General features: G+C 59.2%; 13 protein-coding genes. 9 read left to right on the top strand and 4 right to left on the bottom strand.

All coding sequences use genetic code 11. The features are described 5' to 3' along the window. Nucleotides 1–4 precede the first annotated feature (4 nt). Together nadC and WH7805_RS09920 are read right to left on the bottom strand one after the other, a co-directional pair. The gene (gene nadC, locus WH7805_RS09925; protein WP_006042941.1) at nucleotides 5–856 is read right to left on the bottom strand and encodes a carboxylating nicotinate-nucleotide diphosphorylase; all 852 of its coding nucleotides are present in this window, start codon (nucleotides 854–856) and stop codon (nucleotides 5–7) included. Next, on the bottom strand, nucleotides 856–1,365 hold the full coding sequence (locus WH7805_RS09920; protein WP_156783669.1) for a TerB family tellurite resistance protein: 510 nt from the start codon (nucleotides 1,363–1,365) through the stop codon (nucleotides 856–858). Before WH7805_RS09920 ends, nadC begins: the two co-directional genes overlap by 1 nt. A 105-nt stretch (nucleotides 1,366–1,470) precedes the next feature. Between WH7805_RS09920 and WH7805_RS09915 the strand changes: the two genes are divergently transcribed. Further along, nucleotides 1,471–3,072, top strand: coding sequence for a hypothetical protein (locus WH7805_RS09915; protein WP_006042939.1), 1,602 nt, complete (start codon nucleotides 1,471–1,473; stop codon nucleotides 3,070–3,072). A 6-nt stretch (nucleotides 3,073–3,078) separates the two neighbouring features. On the opposite strand, the gene mnmE is transcribed toward WH7805_RS09915, so the two are convergent. Beyond that, nucleotides 3,079–4,461, bottom strand: coding sequence for a tRNA uridine-5-carboxymethylaminomethyl(34) synthesis GTPase MnmE (mnmE, locus tag WH7805_RS09910; protein ID WP_006042938.1), 1,383 nt, complete (start codon nucleotides 4,459–4,461; stop codon nucleotides 3,079–3,081). Between the two features lie 76 nt (nucleotides 4,462–4,537). On the opposite strand from mnmE, the gene WH7805_RS09905 reads away from it, so the two are divergent. The 3 genes from WH7805_RS09905 to WH7805_RS14460 all read left to right on the top strand — a co-directional run bounded on the left by WH7805_RS09905 (nucleotide 4,538) and on the right by WH7805_RS14460 (nucleotide 5,913). Beyond that, complete coding sequence (locus WH7805_RS09905; RefSeq protein ID WP_006042937.1) at nucleotides 4,538–4,984, top strand: DUF2062 domain-containing protein; 447 nt, start codon at nucleotides 4,538–4,540, stop codon at nucleotides 4,982–4,984. Further along, nucleotides 4,948–5,445: a hypothetical protein gene (locus tag WH7805_RS09900; protein WP_156783668.1), complete on the top strand. Its 498-nt coding sequence runs from the start codon at nucleotides 4,948–4,950 to the stop codon at nucleotides 5,443–5,445. Before WH7805_RS09905 ends, WH7805_RS09900 begins: the two co-directional genes overlap by 37 nt. An 81-nt stretch (nucleotides 5,446–5,526) precedes the next feature. Next, nucleotides 5,527–5,913: a hypothetical protein gene (locus WH7805_RS14460; RefSeq protein ID WP_156783667.1), complete on the top strand. Its 387-nt coding sequence runs from the start codon at nucleotides 5,527–5,529 to the stop codon at nucleotides 5,911–5,913. 693 nt (nucleotides 5,914–6,606) lie between these two features. Here the strand turns inward: WH7805_RS14460 and WH7805_RS09890 are convergent. After that, nucleotides 6,607–7,494: a hypothetical protein gene (locus WH7805_RS09890; RefSeq protein ID WP_006042933.1), complete on the bottom strand. Its 888-nt coding sequence runs from the start codon at nucleotides 7,492–7,494 to the stop codon at nucleotides 6,607–6,609. Between the two features lie 143 nt (nucleotides 7,495–7,637). Here WH7805_RS09890 and WH7805_RS09885 point away from each other — a divergent pair, with 143 nt between their 5' ends. From WH7805_RS09885 to WH7805_RS09865, 5 genes are all read left to right on the top strand, one after another. Next, a complete protein-coding gene (locus WH7805_RS09885; protein WP_006042932.1) occupies nucleotides 7,638–8,606 on the top strand; it encodes an AraC family transcriptional regulator in 969 nt (322 codons plus the stop codon). Between the two features lie 90 nt (nucleotides 8,607–8,696). After that, nucleotides 8,697–8,918, top strand: a complete 222-nt coding sequence (locus WH7805_RS09880) for a hypothetical protein (protein WP_006042931.1) — start codon at nucleotides 8,697–8,699, stop codon at nucleotides 8,916–8,918. 203 nt (nucleotides 8,919–9,121) lie between these two features. Then, nucleotides 9,122–11,794 (top strand): tetratricopeptide repeat protein, encoded by a 2,673-nt coding sequence (locus tag WH7805_RS13575; protein WP_006042930.1) that lies wholly within the window; start codon nucleotides 9,122–9,124, stop codon nucleotides 11,792–11,794. Between the two features lie 122 nt (nucleotides 11,795–11,916). Further along, nucleotides 11,917–14,028 (top strand): TIGR03032 family protein, encoded by a 2,112-nt coding sequence (locus WH7805_RS09870; RefSeq protein WP_006042929.1) that lies wholly within the window; start codon nucleotides 11,917–11,919, stop codon nucleotides 14,026–14,028. Beyond that, on the top strand, nucleotides 14,025–25,367 hold the full coding sequence (locus WH7805_RS09865; protein ID WP_006042928.1) for an FG-GAP-like repeat-containing protein: 11,343 nt from the start codon (nucleotides 14,025–14,027) through the stop codon (nucleotides 25,365–25,367). The genes WH7805_RS09870 and WH7805_RS09865 overlap by 4 nt, the downstream gene beginning before the upstream one ends. Nucleotide 25,368 lies beyond the last annotated feature (1 nt).

Raw genomic sequence — 25,368 nt, 5'->3', positions numbered from 1 at the left:
ACGCTCAAGCACAGAAGCGCATGCTGAGGTCGAGCCAGCGACTGCGGGTGACCGGTGCGCTCGTGGAGATCAGATCAATGCCAGTGACGGCATAGGCCTGCAACTGCTCGGGCTGAATGCCCGAGGCCTCCAGCACCACCCCGCAGGTGCTGGATTCCCGCAGACGCGGCACAAGGGCCATGAGCTGCTCAGGGGTGAACTCATCCAGCAGCACCCCATTGGCGCCCGCTCGCACCGCTTCAGTGGCCTGGGCCTCTGTCTCCGCTTCAACAATCACAGCCGTGGGCCATGGAGCCTGCTCGCGCACGGCCGCGATGGCCGCAGTGATGCCCCCCGCCCAGGCGATGTGGTTTTCCTTGAGCATGGCCGCGTCATCCAGCCCCATGCGGTGATTCACCCCACCGCCGCAGCGCACCGCGTATTTCTCCAGCACGCGCAACCCCGGCGTGGTCTTCCGGGTATCAGCGAGACGCGCACCGGTGCCCTGGAGCTGAGCCACCAAGGCCGCTGTGGCTGTGGCAATCCCGGACAAGCGCATGGCCAGGTTGAGAGCCGTGCGCTCAACGCCCACAAGGGCTGCAGCCGCACCTTCGACCTCCAACAGACGCTGCCCTGCCTCGACCCACTGACCTTCGCCCACCAGCAGATTCACCTCAGCCGCCGGGTCAAGCAGATGCACCAATGGCTCGAGCAACACACCACCGCAGAACTGGCCGTCTGCCTTGGCCATCCAATGAGCCGCACCACGACACCCCTGAAGTGCTGCAGCCGTGAGATCGCCTCGGCCGAGATCTTCCATCAGCCAGGCCTCGAGCTGCCTCTGGAGCTGCGGGGTGATCGGCAGAGCAGCCACCATCAGAGCCAGCTGGTGCCCGACGCCTCAAGGGCCGCGACCGAAGGCCAGGCTCCCCAGCCAAACAGCAATTGATTGAGACGATCGAGGAGAGCCGGCGTTTCCTTGAGAGCCTGGCGGGCAGCCCATTCCGCCTCCTGTACCTGGGCATCCGAGAGGTTGAGGACCTCTAGGAGGCGCCGATAAGCCACCCTCTCAGCGGCGTTGATGGCACTGTCATCGTCCGGCCCCTGGCTGCTGCAGGCCATCTGAAACGCCAGCGACACCATGGCCATCCGATCATCCGTGCCGTTCAGCTGGGCGACCCAGGCTTCCAGTTCGGCCTCCGACGACTCAGCCTGCAACGACGCAAGGGCATCCTCCGGATCTTCCAGAGGCAGCAGACGCTGCGACAGCTTGCTGAGGAGTGCCCGCTCTTCCGAAGCCACATCCCCATCCACACTTGCCAGCCAACAGAGCACTTTCAACTGGGCCCACTGCGAGGGCTTGAGAGCAGCCAGTGGATCAGTCACAGGACAGACCAAACAAGGAGATCTCATTCTGAAGGCACTTCGCTAGAGCCATCCCAATTGAAATGTCGGGGAGCAAGCTGAGGAAATTCCGACACAGGTTTGGTCATGGTTGGGTTCCCGGAACGCGTTCTCAAGGCCTGGCGCCCTGGTGATCTCGATGGGTTTCTCGCCCTGGCCCTCGACAATCTCATCAACATCCTGCTGATCCTCGGGCTGTGCAGAACCGTGCTCGGTTACCCCGACAGCCTTCTCTTCGGCGTGATCCTTCCAGCGACAGGAATCAGCCTGTTGGTGGGCAATCTTGCCTACGCCAATCAGGCCATGCAGCTGGCCCGGCGAGAGCAACGAACCGATTGCACGGCCCTGCCTTACGGCATCAACACCATCAGCCTGTTTGCCTACATTTTTTTGGTGATGTTGCCCGTCAAACTGGCTGCTCTCGGCGGTGGACTGAGCGAAGCGGAAGCGATCACGCGCTCCTGGCAGGCCGGGGTGATGGCATGCCTTGGCTCCGGCGTGATCGAGATAGCAGGGGCCTTCACGGTGACCCGACTGCAGCGTTGGCTTCCACGGGCAGCTTTGCTCTCCACTCTGGCGGGTATCGCGATGGGCTTTCTCGCCCTGGCCTTCTTTCTGCGCACGTACTCCTTTCCTTTGATCGGCCTGAGCAGCCTTGCGGTGATCCTCGTGGGCTATTTCGGCAACGTTCGCTGGCCCTTACCCACGGGATTGAGTGCCGTTCTGATCGGAGCGGTGCTGGCCTGGGGCAGCGGCATGATTCAGCCGGATTCAGACGCCATCAACAACGCTCTGACTGCGGTGAGCCTTCATCTCCCCACCCTCCAGCTCAGTACCCTCTGGCAGGGCCGTGGCGAGCTGATTCCCTGGATGGGCGTCATCCTGCCGATGGGCCTGTTCAACGTGATCGGATCTCTTCAAAATCTTGAAAGTGCGGCAGCCGCGGGAGATCGTTATCCGGCCAGGCCAGCCTTGCTGATCGATGGAATCGGCACCCTCTCTGCCGCGGTTCTGGGGTCCTGTTTTCCCACCACGATCTACATCGGCCATCCAGCCTGGAAAGCCCTCGGTGCCCGATCGGGATATTCCTTGCTGAATGGCTTGGTGATGGCAGCAGGCTGCCTGCTGGGTTTGTTTGGCCTTGTGGCCGAAGTGATCCCCATCGAAGCCGGAATGGCGATCATTTTGTATGTCGGCATCGCGGTCAGCGCTCAGGCCTTCCAGGCCACACCCCTGCGTCATGCGTCTGCTGTGGTGTTGGGACTGCTCCCTGGGCTCGCGGGCTGGGGAGCACAACTGTTGAAAGCTGGATTACGCGCCGGTGGTGCAGGCACGGTTCAAAACCCCTTTGGTCAAGATCTCGTGCAGACCCTGGCGAGGGCTGATATCTGGGCCGCCGGCGCCTTCGCCCTGGAACAGGGTCAAATCATCACCGCCATGCTGCTGGCCGCAATGCTGGTGTACGTGATCGAACAGCGATTCCTGGCAGCGGCAGCCACGAGCGCTCTTGCTTGCCTCCTGGCTTGGTTCGGTGTGATCCATGCCTGGACCTTCAGTGTGTCCGACACCACACTCGACCTTGGCTGGGGAACAGGGCAACAGTGGTCCGTCGGCTATGGAGCGGTCACCATCGTGATGCTGATCGCCCACTGGCTGCCGCAACACAGCGATGGTGGAGAGAGCACCTGACCCGCTTCACTTGCCGATGCAGAAGCGGGAGAAGATCCGATCGAGCACTGATTCGGTGAGCTCCTCGCCAGTGATCTCGCCAAGGCTGCGAATCGCCTGACGCAGATCGATCGTCCAGAAGTCCCAGGGCAACCCGTCGGCCGCCACCTGCGCACTGCGGGCCAGAGCATCGGCAGCCTGCTGAGCCAGATCCGCCTGGCGCTGGTTGAGGGAAAGCAGCAGAGAGCCGTCTGTGAGAGCCCCACAACGCTTCAGCATGGCCTGCACCAACTCAGCCTCCCCGGCGCCTGTATTGGCACTGAGACACACGTCGACAGCAGCGGAGCTGAGCCTCGCCAGAGCATCAGAACCAGCAAGATCCACTTTGTTGCCCACCAGCAGATGGGGCACAGCGTCGGGGACGCGCTGCCGAAGCGCCTCATCATCTGGCGTCCAGCCCACGCTCAGATCAAAAAGGAGCAGCACCAGATCAGCACTGGCCAGGGCGTCGTGACTGCGGGCAATGCCGAGCTGCTCCACCGCATCGGTCGTCGCCCGAATGCCCGCGGTATCGAGCAGGGTGATCGGCACCCCCTCAAGCACGATCTCGCTCTCCAGCAGATCACGGGTGGTGCCGGGCAGATCGGTCACGATCGCCCTCTCGCGCCGGCTGAGACGATTGAGCAAGGAGCTCTTGCCCACATTCGGACGTCCCACCAGGGCCACGCGCAGCCCCTGGCGCAGAGCGGCACCAACCTGCCCATCCTCCACCAGCTGCTGCAGCTGGCAGCGCACCATCTGCAACTCCTCGAGCAGGGCTGATCCATCCAGGGGCGGCAGGTCCTCCTCGAAATCCACCCGAGCCTCCAACTCGCTGAGCTGATCCAGCAGACGTTCACGCAGGGCTGTGATCCGTTTCTGAATTCCCCCATCCACGCCGGCCATCGCCAGCTGCGCAGCACGCTGACTGCGTGCCGCCACCAGATCACTGATGGCCTCCGCACGGGTGAGGTCAAGACGCCCATTGAGCACAGCCCGCTGGCTGAACTCACCAGGCAAAGCCCGTCGCACCCCAGGCTGATCCAGCACCCGGGCCAGCACCCGCTGCACGGCAATCACCCCGCCATGGCAATGGATCTCCACCACATCCTCCCCGGTGAAACTGCGCGGCGCCAGCATCAACAGCACCAGCACTTCATCAATCCGCTCGTCGCTCTCCGCCGCCAACACATGGCCGTAAAGCACGTGATGGCTCTCCCAGGGCTGCAGTCCTGGAATGCGCGTGACCGCCTTCACAGCGGACTGAGCCTGGGGGCCGGAGAGACGGATCACGGCGATCCCCCCCTGCGCGGGAGCCACAGCCGTGGCCACCGCGGCGATCGTTTGCGCGTCTCGATTGATCTCCTGCATCGAGCGGCTCTCCAGGCCCTGCGCTCCTTCCTACGATCGCAGTCCCACCACCTTGAAGAGACCGCTGTCAACTCCCATGGGCCGGATGCTGATCAAGGCAAGGGAACGCGTCCAAGACGCTTTGCAGTGGCTTTGGCAACAGGAGGGCACTCCCGGTCAGCGCGCCCGCGGGCTGGCTGCAGGGATCTTCTGCGGCTGCTTTCCGTTCTTTGGCTTCCAAACGCTTCTGGGCATCGCCCTGGCCAGCGTGGTGCGCGGCAATCACATCCTGGCCGCAGCGGGCACCTGGATCAGCAATCCCTTCACCTACGTGCCCCTTTACATGTTCAACTTCAAAGTCGGAGACCTCGTACTGGGTCCAGGACGTCCCTGGCCAGGGTTCGACACTCTTCGCCAGGAGGGCTTCAGCGAGGTGGGCTGGAGCGTTTTGAGCCGTCTGCTTCTTGGCTCCGCACTGACGGGTGCTGTCTGTGGTGCTGTCGGCTGGTGGCTGAGCCTGCGCTGGCTGCAGCGCTCCCAGTGATGACCATGAGCGCCGTGCTTCCGGCGGCCCTGATCGCCTCAGCACTGGCCCCCCAACCACTCGATCGACTCCCGGCTGATCTGAATCCTCTGATTCAGGCTTTGCAGAGCAAAGGGTTCAACGTGCGCATCGCCCTGCCTCCGGTGCGCGGCAGCTACGGACTGTTCCAGGCCAAAAGCAAAACACTGTGGATTTCTCCGCTCACCATTCCATTGGGCATCGTGCGGCAGACCGTTCTGCATGAAGCGGTTCATGCCGCTCAGAGTTGCCCCAGCGGCAGGCTCACGCCCCTCGGCTGGTCAGCCCAGTTGAATCCTGTGGTGGAGCGGGAAATCAGCGCCATCCTTCTCCGCAGCTACCACCACGGCGACCGCGTACTGGAACGGGAGGCCTTCATGCTGCAGGGCCAGCGGGATGCGGTTCCAAAACTTGTGAAAGCCATCCAGCAGCGCTGCAGTTGAACAGCAAGTCGAGGCCCTTGGTACACAACGTCAAACACCACTTCAATCGGATTTGCTCTGGAACGATTGAAGAAGGACATCATGCACGTCTTCAAAAGTATCGGGCTAGGCAATGCCAACAGCGAGCAACAAAGCTTCAACAGAAAAGGGCTTTGCTACCTACGGTGCATCACCTTGCAGCCTTACCGAGAGCGATTTTCCGAGAAGCCGGCCGCTTTACAGCATGCCTGCAAGCGCTGGGGCTCGCAGGCAAAGCCAGACTTCGCTGATGCAGCAAAAACTATCTCATTACAGCGAAGATTCATGCCCACAAACACCCTAAACAGAACAGACAAGAGCGACGCTTGTTCAACAATTATCGCGAGCGATTTACCACATGCCAACCACAACTCCTTGCGCACCAATCAACATTCAACCTCAACAGCGAAACGCTTCAACGCAAACCTTGCCACCCACGAAACCGGATAGCTCATTAACATCAAGCCTATCCTCGGCCAACCACCGATAGTCATCAAGGACAAATCGAATTGCAGCAGACTGGAATATACTCACTCTTCCAACGCTTTACGGCAGAATAGGAACAGGAACCCGGTCGAGTGATAATGCTTACCTGAAGCTGATAGAGAGATTAAACTCCGACAACCGTGCACGCAGAAGCTTCAAGAATACCCCTGCACTCAAAGACTTAGAAATAGAATAAAAGAGTTGAGATATCGCCATATCCAAGATGAGCCATCTTCATGAATCAGGCTCAAGTCAGCAGAACGCTGATCTGGTGCTAATTGTCTTTTGCATCGAGAACTCCAATCCGTAGAGACCCGACCAGATCATCACCAAGTGATCATGACCAAGCACCGATAAAACACCGATGGCGAAGTGAAGACGCTTTTTGGACCTCATTTCATCCGTTGCCGCAACCTCACTGACTGAACCTGGAACCCGCACCTGTGGATCGGTCGGATTCTGCTCCTGGGTGTTGGCTCGTCCTAAATCGCGCGCTGGGTTCTCAGTCCACAGCGCCATCGCAACTATGTGGCCGGCTGGCTGAAGGCCTTGCGCAACACCACTCGCTGGCTGCCGTGGGGGCGCCACAGGGTTCGCCGCTTCGGTCGACGCACCTTTATCGCGACCCTTAGTCGCTCGAACCGGCGCTGATGCGGCTCAGTTGGGAAAGAAGATCTGCCACTGGGTGCGGATCGTCCAGTCACCCAGCAACTCCTCACCCAACACCTGAGGCTTCACCGCGTTGTAGTAGCCCTCCACCGACACCTGCATGGGCTGACCGGCCAGTCGGAACGAGCGACCCACACCGCCGCCAACCGGCACGATCCAGCCTTTGCCATCCGGCTGGGTCCAATCGGCGGCGATGATCGGCGATGAAATCAGATACCAGTCGGGATTCAACTGGTAACGCAACAGACCTCGCACCACCATGCGGTTGACGTCGTCGCGATCGGACTGGCCACCCACCGACCACACATTGCGCATGCGAGCCCCCACGACCCAGGGGCCGCGATGAAAAAAGGCCAGGAGTGCAGGGCCGACGGACAACTTGCCGCTGTCAATCGCGCCATCACCGACCGGCACCACCAGCGATGAGCCCAGGCCGACGGTGAAGTCAGGGCCGAGATCCGGCACCAGAAAGGCGGTGGGGCTGATGTCGGCCAAGCCGGCCTGACTGCGCTGATCCCAGCCAAGCAGTACGGGCCCACCCTCTGGCGACAGCCCAATAAGGGGATCCGCCGTGGGCAAGGAGATGAAGCGAAAGATCGTGCGCGTCAGCACGGTCCAGTCGTCGTTGAGGCGGAAGGGAACGACGGGCTGAAATTTGAAGATCTGGATCGAGCGATCGGGCTGCGCCGATGGATCCACGGCCTTGGGAGCCCATTGCGTGTTCGGGACCACATCCCATTCACCCCACATGCGTGTGAAGGACGTGATCGGATTTGGCTGGGCAGAAGCCGACTCGGCGATCAACAGGCTGGCCGCAAGGCCAACAAGAAGAGAACGAGCAACCACTGGAAACGAACAGCGTGCAACGCGCGACACCAGTGTCTGTCCAAAACCTCAACAGCAGCCTCAACCACGCAGCCGCCATCCAGGAATGAACACAATCGCGTACGCATCGGCTCACCATCGCGAACGATCGGGCGCGTGAATAGCAACAGTTCCAGTAGGTCTTCAGCTCGTCGGTGATCCAGTTGGACAGCACGTTTTCCAGCTGTCAGGGCTTGCAGGAGCTCTTCCAACCACTGTCGCCCGATCTTGTGGCCCTGCAGATGAGCCCCGGCCCCTTGCAGGGTCGGCTGCGCAGCTTTCACCTGGGAGCAGTTCGCTGCAATCTGCTGGAAACCAACCAATGCCTGTTTCTCAGCGGAACCCGCCGGCCGAAACCCTGCACGGTGGCCATCCCTCTGGAAGAGCCCCAGGCGTCATCGCTGTATCGGGCACAGGGCATTTCCGTGGAGTGGCCTGCCTTGATGGGATACAACCGCCACCTCACCGACTTTGATCTGAGGCTGCCCGCCGGTGCCCGGCTGGCCACAATCGTGATTGGCAAGGAAGTGCTGCTGGAGCAGCTGAACCACCGAGGAGGAAGCCAGCGCACCCTGGAACGCTGGGAAGGCACCAATCAACTGGAACTACTGCCGGAGTTGCAACAACGCTTGCGGAATCAACTCCACCAACTGATTCAACGCAACGAACAGGGATGGAATCCCGAAGACCCCGATCAACTGATCGACAGCGTGATTCGCTGCTTTGAAGAACCCCAGGCACGCACAAAGCTCATCGCCAAACGCGAAGCACGCCATGAAGCCGCCATCGACCTGCTGCACTGGTGCGACAAAAACCCCACGAAGACAGTCACCGTTGAAGCACTCAGCGCCGAGCTGTTCCAATCGCGTACGTCGTTGTTCCGCGGATCCCGAGAACATTTCGACCGCACACCCCTAGAGCTGCAACGCGCGATCCGCATGGATCGCGTCAGGGAACTGCTACTAGACCCAGCTCGCCTCGCCAGCCAAGGCCTCACCGGTGTTGGCGACAGCGCTGCATCCATGGGCTTCACCAGCCGCAGCCACTTCGCTCGACGGTATCAGGACTACTACGGAGAACTACCGCAGGACACACTCAAACACGATCCCAAAAGAACACTCTGAGCAGGCTCGGGAGACGCGTACCAATGGGCTCTGACCCCTTCAAAAATCGCTGCTTTGTTCCTGAGAATTCGATGAGAAGCATCTAAGGGAATGGGTGGGTTCGACCTCTTGATGCCTGGCGGTGGTCTCATCGTGGTACCTAGCGGTGATCTGGGTGATGTCTTCATTGGATCCGATCGCTTCTCAGACATTGGCCAGGCAAGGTTTAACAACGCTGTCCTCAGACTCAATATTGACGACGTCCTCTTTGCTGACTTTCAAATCAACCTCAAAGGAGTCAACGACTTACCCGACAACTCCTTGATCCTCTGATCCACCCAAGCCAAAGAAGGAAGGAACAACATCACAATCGATCAACAGGAAAATTTCCATACCAAAGTTTTAATTGTTTCATTGATTGAGCGACCAAAACCGTTTCCAAAAAAGCGCACAATCACAAATCCACCCACCATTATCACTACTAGGAGCCTGCACAATCCTCATCATTGCCATAACATTCATACGATCGATCGCAGGTGCAGATCATTCACAACGCTGATCTCTCGATCCACATCGTCAGCGCCAGCCGATTTGCACCGGAAGACTTTGCCCAGAAGTCGTTACTCGGACGATGCCTAACCCGGCCAGAGCACAAGTCTTACGAGAGCACCATTCGTTGCGGCAACCACGAATCGCTCGCAATCACGTACAACACTGCGATCGAAAGTTCATCGCCAACCACGGTGCTGGTGTTTTGCCACGACGATGTGGACCTTGGCCCTGAACACCTCGGCTCACAACTGCAGAAGGCCTTAGCCCGCTTTGATGTGGTTGGGGTATGCGGCAACCAACGTCATCAACGGGGACAAGTTGCCTGGTGGCTGGACCCCACCAGCGGCCAGTGGGACCATGCCTACTTGAGCGGCGCCATCCGCCACGGATCGCTCGGGTCAGCGGTACCGACCGTCTTTGGTCCCACACCCATGCCGGTTGAATCCCTTGACGGCGTGTTCATCGCAGCGCGGGCCGACACGCTTCAGCGTTCAGGCGTGCGCTTTGACCCACGCTTTGCATTCCACCATTACGACCTGGATTTCTGCCGCTCGGCCCTCCAGGCGGGCCTGTGTCTCGGGACATGGCCGTTTCCGTTGATCCATGCCAGTGGCGGAATGGCCGCCGGTGCGCTCTGGGATCGTTCGGTGCAGGCTTATCTCGGCAAGTGGAGCGAGCCTCAAACCTTGTTTCGCTCGGCGCGGGCTCTTGAAAAGGCGCAGGCCTGGCCAGAGGCCGAACAGCTCTATCGCCAACTGCTGCAGCTCACACCGAACCATGGTCCTGCTCAGCTGCAGCTGGCCAACGTGCTGCACCGACAAAACCGACCACTCGAGGCCATCAGGAGCCTCGATGCCCTGCTGCAGACCACAGACAGTTCATGCTCCAACGGCCTGCGTGCCCGCGCCCAGACCAATCGCGGCGCCCTGCGTCAGCTCCAAGGTGATCTCGATGGCGCGGTCGCTGACCACAGCGAAGCACTGCGACTGGAGCCCAGCCTCACCATCGCCGGCGACAACCTGCTCGCGCTCGCCCTGCAACTGCGCAGCCTGGGGTTCACCCGCCAGGCCCTTGAAGCCTTACGGGTGATCCTGCGTGCCACGCCACAGCGTCCTGATCTGCTGCTGCAGCTGGGCAGCACCTTGATGGAACTGGGCCGAGTGGAGGCTGCCGTGCCCTGCTTTCGTCGCCTGCTGCGCCAGAGACCGGAGCTGCCAGAAGGTCACTACCAACTTGGGCAGGCCCTCGCGGCCCTGGGTCACACCGAAGCCGGTCTTCACGCACTGAACACAGCCCACACCCTCGCTCCAGAGGCCACCGACGTGCTCACAAGCCTCGAATGGCATCGCCTCAGCCTCTGCGACTGGGATGACTACGACCGCCGTGCTGCTCGGATGCTCAGGCAGTTGCAGCGCTACGCCGAGAGCAGTGATGGCCCCCTGGTTGCCCCCCTCACCGCATCTTTGTTTGCACTTCCACCCGCCCTTCACCGTCGCCTGGGTGAACGCTGGAGCGAACCCACCCGCGCCCGCATAGCCGGCCGGCACCTACCGCCACCACCCCGTCTAAACAGCCAACGCCTGCGCATCGGCTACCTCTCAGCCGATTTCCGCGACCATGCCATGGGCCATCTGATCCATGGCGTGTTCTCAAAACACGACCGAAGACGCTTCGAGGTGTTCGCCTATTCCCTCAGCGACATTTCCGATGCGGTCAGCGCTGCGATCCGCAAGGGCGTGGACCATTTCAAGATCGTGGCGGCAGACAGCAGCGAGGCGATCGCCCAGCAGATCCGGGCCGATGGCATCGATGTGCTGATCGACCTGATGGGCCATACCCACCATGGGCGTCCGGACGTGCTGGCCCGCAGGCCCGCGCCCTTGCAACTCCATTACCTCGGATACCCAGGCTCACTGGGGGCCGACTGGATCGATGGGCTGATCGCCGATACCTGGTTGATCCCACCAGAGCACGACTCCCACTACAGAGAAACAGTGCACCGCCTGCCTTGGGCATTCGTGAGCTCAAGCTCATTGAAGGAGTGCAGCGATGCAGCCCAGCCAGCACTGACTCGCAACGACATCGGCCTGCCGGAGGACGCCGTGGTGTTCGCCTGCTTCCACCGAGCCGAGAAGATCACACCGATGCGATTTCATTGTTGGCTGGAGATCCTGCAGCAGGTGCCGGATGCGCTGCTTTGGATCATCAATGATCAGCCTTTGGTGGAAGAGCGCCTGCGCAAGAAAGCCAGAGCAGCGGGGTTGGGGCCTCAGCGCCTGGTCTTCAGCCCAAAGCTGGAGAGCGCCTTGTTCTCTCAGGCCTGCAGCCTCGCCGATTTACTGCTCGACACCAGCCCTTACAGCTCTGGGGCCACGGCGGTGACTGCACTGGCAGCCGGCCTTCCCCTGTTGAGTTGCCCAGGCGAGAACTTTGCCTCGCGCATGGGCGCCAGTCTCTGCGCCGCCACAGGGCTCAATGAGCTGATCTGCTCAACACCCGAGGCCTACCAGCAAAAAGCCATCGCCCTGGGCCGTCAACCTGCCGAACTGAGGCGCCTGCGCCGCCATCTGCTTGATCAGCAACACAACCTGCCTCTGTTCAACACGGCTGCCTGGGTTGGGCACTTGGAAGGCCTGCTGGAACAACTCGTGCACTGAATGAGCAGACATCACCTTTGCCGAAAGATTCGCTTACCACGACAAATCATCAAAATGAGAGCCAAAAGAATTTCACCTCGCTAGAAGAAGTTGTTGATTGCAGGTTCGGCTCAACACCTGCAATGCGGAATCACCAAGCCTCTGAGTCTGTTTCGATCGCTTCCTCGTCGGGACTCGCCAGCTGGCTGCGAGAAGCCAACATCTCACTGGCCTTCAGCACGTACCGCGCCAATCGCCTGCTGCTGCTCGGAACCGACGCAACCGACCAGCCGCAGATCAAGCTGAACGAACGGCTCTTTGATCGGCCGATGGGACTGTTCGTTGCTGGCGAAAGCCTCTGGATGGCTGCTCGTTGCCAGCTCTGGCGCCTCGACAACCTCCTGGCGCCAGGCCAGCTCCATGAGGGCGGTGATCGCCTTTATGTACCCGCTGCCAGCTTCACCACCGGTGAGGTGAATGCGCACGAACTCGTGCTCGACGCCGACGACCAACCGATCTTTGTGAACACAGCCTTCAGCTGCCTGGCCACCATCAAGCCACGCTGCAGCTTTGCGCCCACCTGGGCTCCACCGTTCATCACCCAATTCGCTGGCGACGACCGCTGTCACCTCAACGGCCTTGCCCTCAAAGACGGCCTCCCCACCTGGGCGACCGCCTTCTGCAGCAGCGGGGATCCCTCCTCCTGGCGCAACCAGCGCAGTGAAGGCGGAGTGGTGATTCACATTCCATCGGGTGAGCTGGCGGCCACCGGTCTGGCCATGCCCCATTCTCCCCGCTGGCGCGATGGCAAACTCTGGCTGCTCAACTCCGGCACTGGCGAACTCGGCTGGATCGAGGACGGCCAATTTCGAGCACTCTGCTATCTCTCCGGCTTTGTGCGCGGACTCGCCTTTGCCGCAGGATTTGCCGTGGTGGGCCTCTCCAAGCTGCGTTCACCCGAGTTCACCGGCCTGCCGCTCGAGGAGCGATTGAATGCCGAGGGCAACCCCGGTGGCTGTTGTGGCTTGCGTGTGATTGATCTGGCCACTGGCGAGATCGTGCACAGCCTGGACCTCCCCGACCCCATTGATGAACTCTTTGATGTGGCCGTGCTGCCAGGAGTGCGCCAACCGCGGGCTCTTGGCCTGCAAGGCGAGGAGATCGATTGTCTGGTGAAAATTCCCGATCAGCCAGAACTGTTGCATGTGCGCCCCATGGCGCCCAGCGGCAAGCCACACCAAGGACCAACCCTGAGGCCCTTCGGGTTGCCGCAACCCTCCACTCCCACTGCCACAACCGACTCCCACCACGACACACCTGCATCACCCGGCACCCCGATCCGCTACCAGCGGGTGTTTCACCTCACCCCCGCCAACCTCGCCCCATACGCCGAGCTCACCTTCCCTTCCCTCGCACCAGGCAGCACGGCCATCACCCGCATCAAGGGTGAACTGCTGGGCCTTTCGGCCATGGCCTCTGGTGTGATGGTGGGATTGGCGATTGCCGAGCGCCAGGCTGATGGATCAGCCCAGCTGCTCTCCCTCAAGGTGGATGTGCCTTGGCGACGACGCGGCATCGGCACCGGCCTTTTGCGCCGGCTGATGGTCTTTCTGGCCAAGGAAGACATTGCCCCCCTCACCCTCCGCTACAAGGCCAGCCCGGAACTCAGCACCTGCTTTGAGCCGATCCTTGCCAGGCTCGGATGGAGTACGCCCCGCACTGATTTCGTGCTGCTCGAGGGCCGCAGCCACCAGATTGATGGCATCAACTGGGCTGATCGCTTTCCTATTGCAGCTCCCTACAGCCTCCTCCCATGGCACCAGCTCAGCGAAACGCAGGTCAACCAAGCCCGCGCCCTCGACGCTCCCACTGAACTGCAACCCCCTGTTGATCAACGCGAGCTCGAACCGTCCATCAGCCTCGCCCTGCTGCATCACGACGCCCCGGTGGGCTGGGTGCTGGCTCACCGCACCGGAGCTGGCAGTGTTCGCTACTCCAGCCTGTTCGTCGCCACGGGCCACCGCAGCCGCGCTCGCGCTCTGAGCCTGCTGGCTGAGGGCTTCCGCCGCCAGAACGCTGCTGCCATCCCCACCGGTCGTGCCGCAATTGATCACCGCAACACGGCAATGTTGCGCCTGCTCAAACGCCATCTCGGCGTTCACCTGCTCGCCATCGGCCGTTCCCGCCGATGTCAATCACCCCCGCTCAAGTCGCTTCAAGCCACACCCAACACAAGCGGATCGACTGAGCGATGACTCAACTACTCCTCACAGCCACCTCCACATCCACCAACGCCAACCTCCACGAGGCTCTGCTGCGGCTGGAAGATCGCCTGGCGACCTGGAGCAGCAATCAAGACGCCTTCAACAGCCTTCTTCTCAAGGTGTTTGGGGTGCCGCCCGGCACCAACCGCGATGCTCTGCTGGCCAACATCAGCGGACCAGGTCTTGGGATCAGCGTCCAGATCCTCGATGCCACAACGATGGATGGCCTGATTGCTGCTTACACCAGCGCAGCGCCGGAGGGTGGCGAACGCATCTACCTCAATGCCGCCTGGCTGGAGCTGGCCACCGCTGAGCAGATCGAGGCCGTGCTGCTCGAGGAACTCGGCCATGCCATCGATCGGCGCCTCAACGACTCAACCGACACGGCTGGTGATGAAGGCGCAATCTTCTCGTCCCTGTTGCGCGGAGAAACTCCCGATCCCTCCGCTGATCGAGAAAACGACCAACGCATCCTTATTCTTGATGGCATCGCCGTTGCGGTTGAGGCCTCACTCGACACCACCAGGCCCACCGGCAGCCTCCTGCGCGCGACAGCCCCTGATTTCGCACCAGCTGAAATCGATCCCTTCGGGATCGAGCGTGGTGTCGAACTCGCCAGACCTGAATTTGCCGATATCGACGGCGACGGCGATCTTGATCTTTTTATTGGCACTGTAGGTGGATCCGGCGACACCGTCTTCTTCCTTAACACCGCCGCCACACCCGTAGCCCCGGTCGAGTCAGCCACCGCTGATGGCTCCTACGGCATTGGCTCGGTCATCAATCTCACCGTTGCCTTTTCAGAGGCTGTTGTTGTCGACACCACAGTCGGCACACCCACCCTTCAGCTGGAAACCGGCAGCATCGATCGCAAAGCGATCTTCGTCTCCGGCTCAGGCACCAACACCCTCACCTTCCAATACACCGTTCAAGAAGGGGATACTTCCGCTGATCTTGATCAGCTGTCCTCAACAGCACTCGAACTCAATGGCGGCTCCATCGCCGATGCTGCAGGTAATAACGCCATCCTCACCCTCGCTGCTCCAGGCGATACGGGATCACTTGGCACCAATGCGGCTCTGGTGATCGACACCACCAGACCGACAGGCAGCCAGGGGAGTTTTGCGACAGCTCCCGCTTTCGCCGCAGCTGCAACCAATCCCTTCGGGATTACGGGTGTTGGCTCCTTCGCCAGCCCTGCCTTTGCTGATGCCGATAACGACGGTGATCTTGATCTCTTCATCGGCAATGAAGGCGGCGACACCGTCTTCTTCCGCAACACCGCCGCTCCAGGCAGCACCTCACCCGCTTACGCCGCAGCAGTCACGAATCCCTTCGGGATTACGGGTGTTGGCTCCTTCGCTAGCCCTGCCTTTGCTGATGCCGATAACGACGGTGATCTTGATCTCTTCATCGGCAATGTATTCGGCGACACCATCTTCTTCCGCAACACCGCCGCTCCAGGCAGCACCGAGCCCGAATTCGCCGCAGCTGAACCCAATCCCTTTGGGATCACGGTTGTAGATCCCGCCGCCAGTCCGGCCTTGGCTGACGCCGATGGCGACGGTGATCTTGATCTCTTCATCGGCAGCATCGACGGCGACACCATCTTCTTCCGCAACACCGCAGCTCCAGGCAGCACCGAGCCCGAATTCGCCGCAGCTGCATTCAATCCCTTCGGGATTACGCGTGTTGATGACTTTTCAACCCCGGCCATTGCTGATGCCGATGGAGACGGCGATCTTGATCTCTTCATCGGCAACAGACCCGCCAACACCCTCTTCTTCCGCAACACCGCCGCTCCAGGCAGCACCGAGCCCGAATTCGCCGCAGCTGAACCCAATCCTTTCGGGATCACGGAGCTTGATTCCAACGCCAGCCCGGCTTTGGCTGACGCCGATAACGACGGCGATCTTGATCTCGTCATCGGCAATGTCTCCGGCAACACCCTCTTCTTCCGCAACACCGCGCCCACACCCGTAGCACCGGTTGACTCCACAACCCAAGACGGCTCCTACGGCATCGGCGACGTCATAACCCTCACCGTTTCCTTCTCAGAACCCGTTGTTGTCGACACCTCAGGCGGCACACCCACACTTCAGCTTGAAACCGGCACCATCGATCGCAAAGCGACCTTTACCTCTGGCTCAGGCAGCACCACTCTCACCTTCCGATACATCGTTCAAGAAGGGGATACTTCCGCTGATCTTGATCAGCTTTCCTCAACAGCACTCGAACTCAACGGCGGCACCATCGCCGATGCCGCAGGGAACAACGCCATCCTCACTCTCGCTGAACCAGGCGAAGCCGGATCTCTAGGCTACAATGCCGCTCTAGTGATCGACACCACCAGACCTACCGGAAGCCAGGGGAGTTTTGCGACAGCTCCCGCTTTCGCCGCAGCTGAAATCAATCCCTTCGGGATTAGGGACATTGGGTTAGTCGCTAGCCCTGCCTTTGCTGATGCCGATAACGACGGTGATCTGGATCTTTTCATAGGCAATCTCGACGGCGATACCGTCTTTTTCCGCAACACTGCCGCTCCAGACAGCACCACGCCCGCTTACGCAACAGCCGTCACCAATCCCTTCGGGATTACAGATGTTGACGAAGCCAGCCCTGCCTTCGCTGACGCCGATAACGACGGCGATCTTGATCTCTTCATCGGCAGTGGCAACGGCGACACCGTCTTCTTCCGCAACACCGCCGCTCTAGGCGCCACCTCACCCGCTTACGCCGCATCTGAAAACAATCCCTTCGGGATTACGAATGTTGGCGGCCTTACGGGGCTTGGCGGCCGAGCCAACCCGGCCTTTACTGACGCCGATAACGACGGCGATCTTGATCTCTTCATCGGCAGTGGCAAAGGCGACACCGTCTTCTTCCGCAACACCGCCGCTCTAGGCGCCACCTCACCCGCTTACGCCGCATCTGAAAACAATCCCTTCGGGATTACGGGTGTTGGCTCCTCAGCTAGCCCGGCCTTTGCTGATGTCGATGGCGACGGCGATCTCGATCTTTTCATCAGTAATTTCGACGGCAACACCCTCTTCTTCCGAAACACCGCCGCTCCAGGCGCCACCTCGCCGGTTTACGCCGCAGTTGTCACCAACCCCTTCGGGATTGCGAGTGTTGTCTCTTCCGCAAACCCCGCCTTTGCCGATATCGATGGCGATGGCGATCTCGATCTCTTCATCGGCAGTGGATCCGGCGACACCGTCTTCTTCCTTAACACCGCCGCCACACCCGTAGCCCCGGTCGAGTCAGCCACCGCTGATGGCTCCTATGGCATCGGCGATGTCATCAACCTCACTGTTTCCTTCTCAGAAGCCGTTGTTGTCAACACCTCTGGCGGTACACCCACTCTTCAGCTGGAAACAGGAACCATCGATCGCAAAGCGATCTTTGAATCCGGCTCAGGCACCAACACCCTCACCTTCCAATACACCGTTCAAGAAGGGGATACTTCCGCTGATCTTGATCAGCTTTCCTCAACAGCACTCGAACTCAATGGCGGCTCCATCGCCGATGCTGCAGGTAATAACGCCATCCTCACCCTCGCTGCTCCAGGCGATACGGGATCACTTGGCGACAATGCGGCTCTGGTGATCGACACCACCAGGCCCACCGGCAGCCAAGGCAGCTTCGCGACGGCTCCCGCTTACGCCGCAGCAGTCACGAATCCCTTCGGGATTATGGATGTTGGCCAATCCTCCAGCCCTGAATTTGCCGATATCGACGGCGACGGTGATCTTGATCTTTTTATTGGCAATGAAGACGGCGACACCAACTTTTTCCGCAACACCGCCGCTCCAAGCGCCACCACTCCCGCTTTCGCACCAGCTGAAATCATTCCCTTCGGGATTACGAATGTTGGCTCCTCCGCCAGCCCTGAATTTGCCGATATCGACGGCGACGGTGATCTTGATCTTTTTATTAGCAACAGAACCGCCAACACCCTCTTCTTCCTTAACACCGCCGCTGCAAGCGCAACAGCTCCCGCTTTCGCTGGAGCTGCAACCAATCCTTTCGGGATTACGAATGTTGGCTCCTCCGCCAGCCCTGCTTTTGCTGATATCGACAATGACGGTGATTTTGATCTCTTCATCGGCAACAGACCCGCCAACACCCTCTTCTTCCGCAACACCGGTTCTGCGAGCGCTCCCGCTTACACCCAACAAGAAGGAACCACTCCCTTCGATATTCCGGATGTTGGCTCCTACGCCAAACCTGCTTTTGCTGATATCGACAATGACGGTGATTTTGATCTCTTCATCGGAATTGAGGATGGCGACACCCTCTTCTTCCGCAACACCGGTTCTGCAAACGCTCCCGCTTTCACCCAACAAGAAGGAACCACTCCCTTTGGGATCACGGATGTTGGCTTCATCTCCAGACCTGCCTTTGCCGATATCGATGACGACGGCGATCTCGATCTCTTCATCGGCAACAGTGGCGGCCTCACCAACTTCTTCCGCAACACCGCCGCCACACCCGTAGCCCCAGTGACTTCAGAAACGGCCAGTGGCACCTACGGCATCGGCGACGTCATAACCCTCACCGTTTCCTTCTCAGAACCCGTTGTTGTCGACACCTCAGGCGGCACACCCACACTTCAGCTTGAAACCGGCACCATCGATCGCAAAGCGATTTTTACCTCTGGCTCAGGCACCAACACCCTCACCTTCCAATACACCGTTCAAGAAGGGGATACTTCCGCTGATCTTGATCAGCTTTCCTCAACAGCACTCGAACTGAATGGCGGCTCCATCGCCGATGCTGCAGGTAATAACGCCATCCTCACCCTCGCTGCTCCAGGCGATACGGGATCACTTGGCGACAATGCGGCTCTGGTGATCGACACCACCAGGCCCACCGGCAGCCAAGGCAGCTTCGCGACGGCTCCCGCTTTCGCCGCAGCTGCAACCAATCCCTTCGGGATTACGGATGTGCGCTTGCAAGCCAGCCCAACCCTCACCGACATTGATGGAGACGGTGACTTCGATCTCTTCATCGGCGGTGCAGACGGCGAGATCCTCTTCTTCAGCAACACCGCCGTTCTAGGCGCCACTTCACCCGCTTTTGCAGCAGCTGAAACCAATCCCTTCGGGATTACGGAGGTTGCAGATAGATCTATCGCCAAACCTGAATTTGCCGACATTGATCGGGATGGCGATCTTGATCTCTTCATTGGTGACACCTTCGGAAGCACTTTCTTCTTCCGCAACACCGGCTCAGCCGACACTCCGGCGTTCATACAAGAAGGTGGAGACACCCCCTTCGGAATCCCCATTGTCATCAATGCCAGCCCTGCCTTTGCTGACGCCGATGGAGACGGGGATCTTGATCTCTTCATCGGCAACAGTGTTGCGAATAGAGGCGACACCTTCTTCTTCCGCAACATCGCCGCTCCAGGCAGCACCGAGCCCGAATTCGCCTCAGCTGTCACCAATCCCTTTGGAATTACAGATGTTGGCTTTTCTGCAACCCCGGCCTTTGCTGACGCCGATGGAGACGGCGACCTTGATCTCTTTATCGGCAACAGCGCCGGCAACACCCTCTTCTTCCGCAACACCGCCGCTCTAGGCGCCACCTCACCCGCTTACGCCGCATCTGAAAACAATCCCTTCGGAATCTCCAAAGAGGGCTTTGCTGCTAAGCCCGCCTTTGCGGATGCCGATAACGACGGTGATCTCGACCTCTTCATCGGCAATTTCAACGGCGACACCGCCTTCTTCCTCAACACCGCTGCAACACCCGTAGCCCCGGTCGCCTCCACCACACCAGATGGCACCTACGGCATCGGCGATGTCATCAACCTCACTGTTTCCTTCTCAGAACCCGTTGTTGTCGACACCTCAGGCGGCACACCCACACTTCAACTTGAAACCGGCACCATCGATCGCAAAGCGACCTTTACCTCTGGCTCAGGCACCAACACCCTCACCTTCCAATACACCGTTCAAGAAGGGGATACTTCCTCTGATCTTGATCAGCTTTCCTCAACAGCACTCGAACTCAATGGCGGCTCCATCGCCGATGCTGCAGGTAATAACGCCATCCTCACCCTCGCTGATCCAGGGGAACAAGGATCGCTTGGCGACAATGCCGCTCTGGTGATCGACGGCAACCAGCCCACTGTCACGGGCGTCGACTCCACCAACGCCGACGTCTCCTACGGCATCGGCGATTTCATCAACCTCACTGTTTCCTTTTCAGAAGCTGTTGTTGTCGACACCACAGTCGGCATACCCACTCTTCAGCTTGAAACCGGAACCATCGATCGCAAAGCGATCTTCGTCTCCGGCTCAGGCACCAACACCCTCACCTTCCAATACACCGTTCAAGAAGGGGATACTTCCGCTGATCTTGATCAGCTTTCCTCAACAGCACTCGAACTCAATGGCGGCTCCATCGCCGATGCTGCAGGTAATAACGCCATCCTCACCCTCGCTGCTCCAGGCGATACGGGATCACTTGGCGACAATGCGGCTCTGGTGATCGACACCACCAGGCCCACTGTCACGGGCGTGAGTTCAACCAACGCCGACGTCTCCTACGGCATCGGCGATTTCATCAACCTCACTGTTTCCTTTTCAGAAGCTGTTGTTGTCGACACCACAGTCGGCATACCCACTCTTCAGCTTGAAACCGGAACCATCGATCGCAAAGCGATCTTCGTCTCCGGCTCGGGCACCAACACCCTCACCTTCCAATACACCGTTCAAGAAGGGGATACTTCCGCTGATCTTGATCAGCTTTCCTCAACAGCACTCGAACTCAATGGCGGCTCCATCGCCGATGCTGCAGGTAATAACGCCATCCTCACCCTCGCTGCTCCAGGCGATACGGGATCACTTGGCGACAATGCGGCTCTGGTGATCGACACCACCAGGCCCACTGTCACGGGCGTGAGTTCAACCAACGCCGACGTCTCCTACGGCATCGGCGATTTCATCAACCTCACTGTTTCCTTTTCAGAAGCTGTTGTTGTCGACACCACAGTCGGCATACCCACTCTTCAGCTTGAAACCGGAACCATCGATCGCAAAGCGATCTTCGTCTCCGGCTCAGGCACCAACACCCTCACCTTCCAATACACCGTTCAAGAAGGGGATACTTCCGCTGATCTTGATCAGCTTTCCTCAACAGCACTCGAACTCAATGGCGGCTCCATCGCCGATGCTGCAGGTAATAACGCCATCCTCACCCTCGCTGCTCCAGGCGATACGGGATCACTTGGCACCAATGCGGCTCTGGTGATCGACGGTGTGGCGCCCACCATCTCTGTTGCCATCAATAACGGCGGCGATGGTTTCCTCAACGCAACAGAAGATTCCTCCGTCACCATCTCTGGCTCCACCACCGGCGCAGAAAACGGCCAGACCGTTTCCATCAACATCACCTCCTCTGGTGGTGGCACTCCCATCAACACCACCGCAACCGTCAACAGCAACAGCTATTCCGTCTCTGGCCTCGATCTCTCTTCCTTAAACGACGGCACCCTCAACATCACCGCCGATGTCAGCGACTTAGCCGGTAATTCAGCAACGCAAGCCACTGATTCCACCACCAAAGACACAACAGCCCCTCAAACCTCTCCGTCATTCGCCGCAGCTGTCACCAACCCCTTCGGGATTACGGGTGTTGGCTCCTTCGCAGGCCCAACCTTTGCCGATGTCGATAAGGACGGTGATCTCGATCTCTTCATTGGCGAGGGAGACGGCAACACCCTCTTCTTCCGCAACACCTCCCCTTCAGGCGCCACCACTCCTGCTTTCGCCGCAGCTGAAATCAATCCCTTCGGGATAACGAATGTTGACGCCACCGCAAGCCCTGCCTTTGCTGATGCCGATAACGACGGTGATCTTGATCTCTTCATCGGCAATGAAGACGGCGACACCTTCTCCTTCCTTAACACCGCCGCTGCAAGCGCAACAGCTCCCGCTTTCGCTGGAGCTGCAACCAATCTCTTCGGGATTACTGAGGTTGGCCTCTTCGTAAGCCCTGCCTTTGCTGACGCCGATGGCGACGGCGATCTTGATCTCTTCATCGGCAATGAAGACGGCGACAACCTTTTCTTCCGCAACACCGCCGCTCCAGGCGCCCCCACTCCTGCTTTCGCTGCAGCTGAAACCAATCCCTTCGGGATTACGGATGTTGGCTCCTTAGCTAGCCCGGCCTTTGCTGATGCCGATAACGACGGTGATCTTGATCTCTTTATCGGCAATCGAGATGGCAACACCCTCTTTTTCCGTAACACCGCCACTCCAGGCGCCACCACGCCCGCTTTCGCCGCAGCTGAAACCAATCCCTTCGGGATTACACAAGTTGCCTCCACCGCAAGCCCTGTCTTTGCTGATGCCGATAACGACGGTGATCTTGATCTCTTTATCGGCGATGAAGACGGCAACACTCTCTTCTTCCGTAACACCGCTGCCATCGCCCCGGTCAACTCTGCCACCGCTGATGGCACCTATGGAATCGGCTCGGTCATCAACCTCACCGTGACCTTCGATGAGGATGTTGTCGTCACAGGCACCCCAGCTCTCCAGCTCGAAACCGGAACCATCGATCGCAAAGCGATCTTCATTTCCGGCTCAGGCAGCACCACTCTCACTTTTCAATACACCGTTCAAGACGGTGACACCTCCGCTGATCTTGATCAGCTTTCCTCAACAGCACTCGAACTCAATGGCGGCTCCATCGCCGATGCTGCAGGTAACAATGCCATCCTCACCCTTGCTGAACCAGGCGATACCGGATCACTTGGCACCAATGCCGATCTGGTGATCGACGGCAACCAGCCCACTGTGACGGGCGTGAGTTCAACCACCGCCGACGGCTCCTACGGCATTGGCTCCGTCATCAACCTCACCGTGACCTTCGATGAGGATGTTGTCGTCACAGGCACGCCCACTCTTCAGCTCGAAACCGGAACCATCGATCGCAAAGCGATCTTCATTTCCGGCTCAGGCAGCACCACTCTCACTTTTCAATACACCGTTCAAGACGGTGACACCTCCGCTGATCTTGATCAGCTTTCCTCAACAGCACTCGAACTCAATGGCGGCTCCATCGCCGATGCTGCAGGTAACAATGCCATCCTCACCCTTGCTGAACCAGGCGATACCGGATCACTTGGCACCAATGCCGATCTGGTGATCGACGGCAACCAGCCCACTGTCACGGGCGTCGACTCCACCACCGCCGACGGCTCCTACGGCATCGGCTCCGTCATCAACCTCACCGTGACCTTCGATGAGGATGTTGTCGTCACAGGCACCCCAGCTCTCCAGCTCGAAACCGGAACCATCGATCGCAAAGCGATCTTCACCTCCGGTTCAGGCACCAACACCCTCACCTTCCAATACATCGTTCAAGACGGTGATTCCTCCGCTGATCTCGATCAGCTCTCCTCCTCCGCACTCGCCCTCAACGGCGGAACCATTCAGGATGCCGCAGGTAACAACGCCATCCTCAATCTCCCCAACCCAGGCGCAGCAGGCTCTCTCAGCAGCAATGCCGATCTGGTGATCGACGGCATCGCGCCCTTCGTCAGCACGGACACCCGCACATACGTTTTAGAAGCCAGCAATCCTTTCGGAATTTCCGATGTCGGCCTCTCCGCCAAACCCACCTTTGCCGACATTGATGGCGACGATGATCTTGATCTCTTCATCGGCAATCGAGCCGGCAACACCCTCTTCTTCCGCAACACCGCCGCTTCAGGCTCCACCGCTCCCGCCTACGCACCAGCAGTCACCAATCCTTTCGGGATTACTGATGTAGGTCGCGCCGCCAGCCCAACCCTCACCGACATTGATGACGATGGTGACCTTGATCTCTTCATCGGCAATCGAGCCGGCAACACCCTCTTCTTCCGCAACAACGCCCCTCCAGGCTCCACCGCTCCCGCCTACAGCCAAGAACGCGGGGCCAACGGTGAACCCAATCCTTTCGGAATCACCGACGTGGGCCGTTTCGCCAAGCCCGCCTTTACAGATACCGATAACGACGGCGATCTTGATCTCTTCATCGGCAACCTACGCGGTAAAACCCTTGTCTTCCGCAACAACGCCACTCCAGGAGCCACCACTCCCGCTTACGCACCAGCTGCCACCAATCCCTTTGGAATCAACGATGTAGGACTCTCCGCCGCCCCCGCCTTCACCGATGCCGATGGCGACGGTGATCTTGATCTCTTCATCGGCAATCGAGACGGCAACACCCTTGTCTTCCGCAACAACGCCCCTCCAGGCTCCACCGCTCCCGCCTACAGCCAAGAACGCGGGGCCAACGGTGAACCCAATCCCTTCGGAATTACTGATGTGGGCTTCAACGCAAGCCCGGCCTTTGCCGATCCTGATAACGACAGCGACCCTGATCTCTTCATTGGCAATGCCGCCGGTGACACCCTCTTCTTCCGCAACACGGGGGCTGCTCCTGGCGTGAACTCCTCCACCGTCAATGGCGTCTACACCATCGGTGCTGTCATCAACCTCACCATCGGCTTCTCAAAACCCGTTGTCGTTGACACCACTGGCGGCACACCCACTCTCCAGCTCGAAACCGGCACCACCGATCGCAAAGCGATCTTTACCTCCGGCTCCGGCACCAACACCCTCACCTTCCAATACACCGTTCAAGACGGTGACACCTCCGCTGATCTCGATCAGCTCTCTTCCACAGCACTCGCACTCAACGGCGGCAGCATCACTGATGCCAACGGCAATCCAGCCATCCTTTCACTCCCTCAGCCCGGAACTCAGGGTTCCCTCAGTGACAATGCTGATCTCATCATCGATACCAACGATCTCATCACCTCAACGATCAGGTCCTCCGAAAGCGTGACCCTTCCAGACGGTCTTGCAAACCTGATCCTCACGGGCACTGACAATCTCAATGGCACTGGCAATGACCTGGACAACAGAATTGAAGGCAATTCAGGTAAAAATCGCCTCAACGGCAAAGGCGGCAACGACACACTCATCGGCAAAGAAGACAAAGACAAACTCACCGGCGGCAGCAATGCCGATACTTTTCTCTTTCAATCCATCAATGACTCCGGCATAACCAATGCAACAAGAGATCAGATCACTGATTTCACAGCAGACGACACCATCGACCTCTCACGGATTGATGCCGATCCAAACACGAACGGTGATCAAGCCTTTGTCTTCATTGGATCCGATCGCTTCTCAGACATTGGCCAGGCAAGGTTTAACAACGCTGTCCTCAGACTCAATATTGACGACGACCTCTTTGCTGACTTTCAAATCAACCTCAAAGGAGTCAACGAACTATCCGCGGACTCCTTGATCCTCTGAT

Origin of the sequence: Synechococcus sp. WH 7805 (assembly GCF_000153285.1) — a bacterium.
Taxonomy (GTDB): domain Bacteria; phylum Cyanobacteriota; class Cyanobacteriia; order PCC-6307; family Cyanobiaceae; genus Synechococcus_C.
Note: the sequence above shows the minus strand (reverse complement) of the source record. Positions and strands in the feature narration are given on the sequence as shown.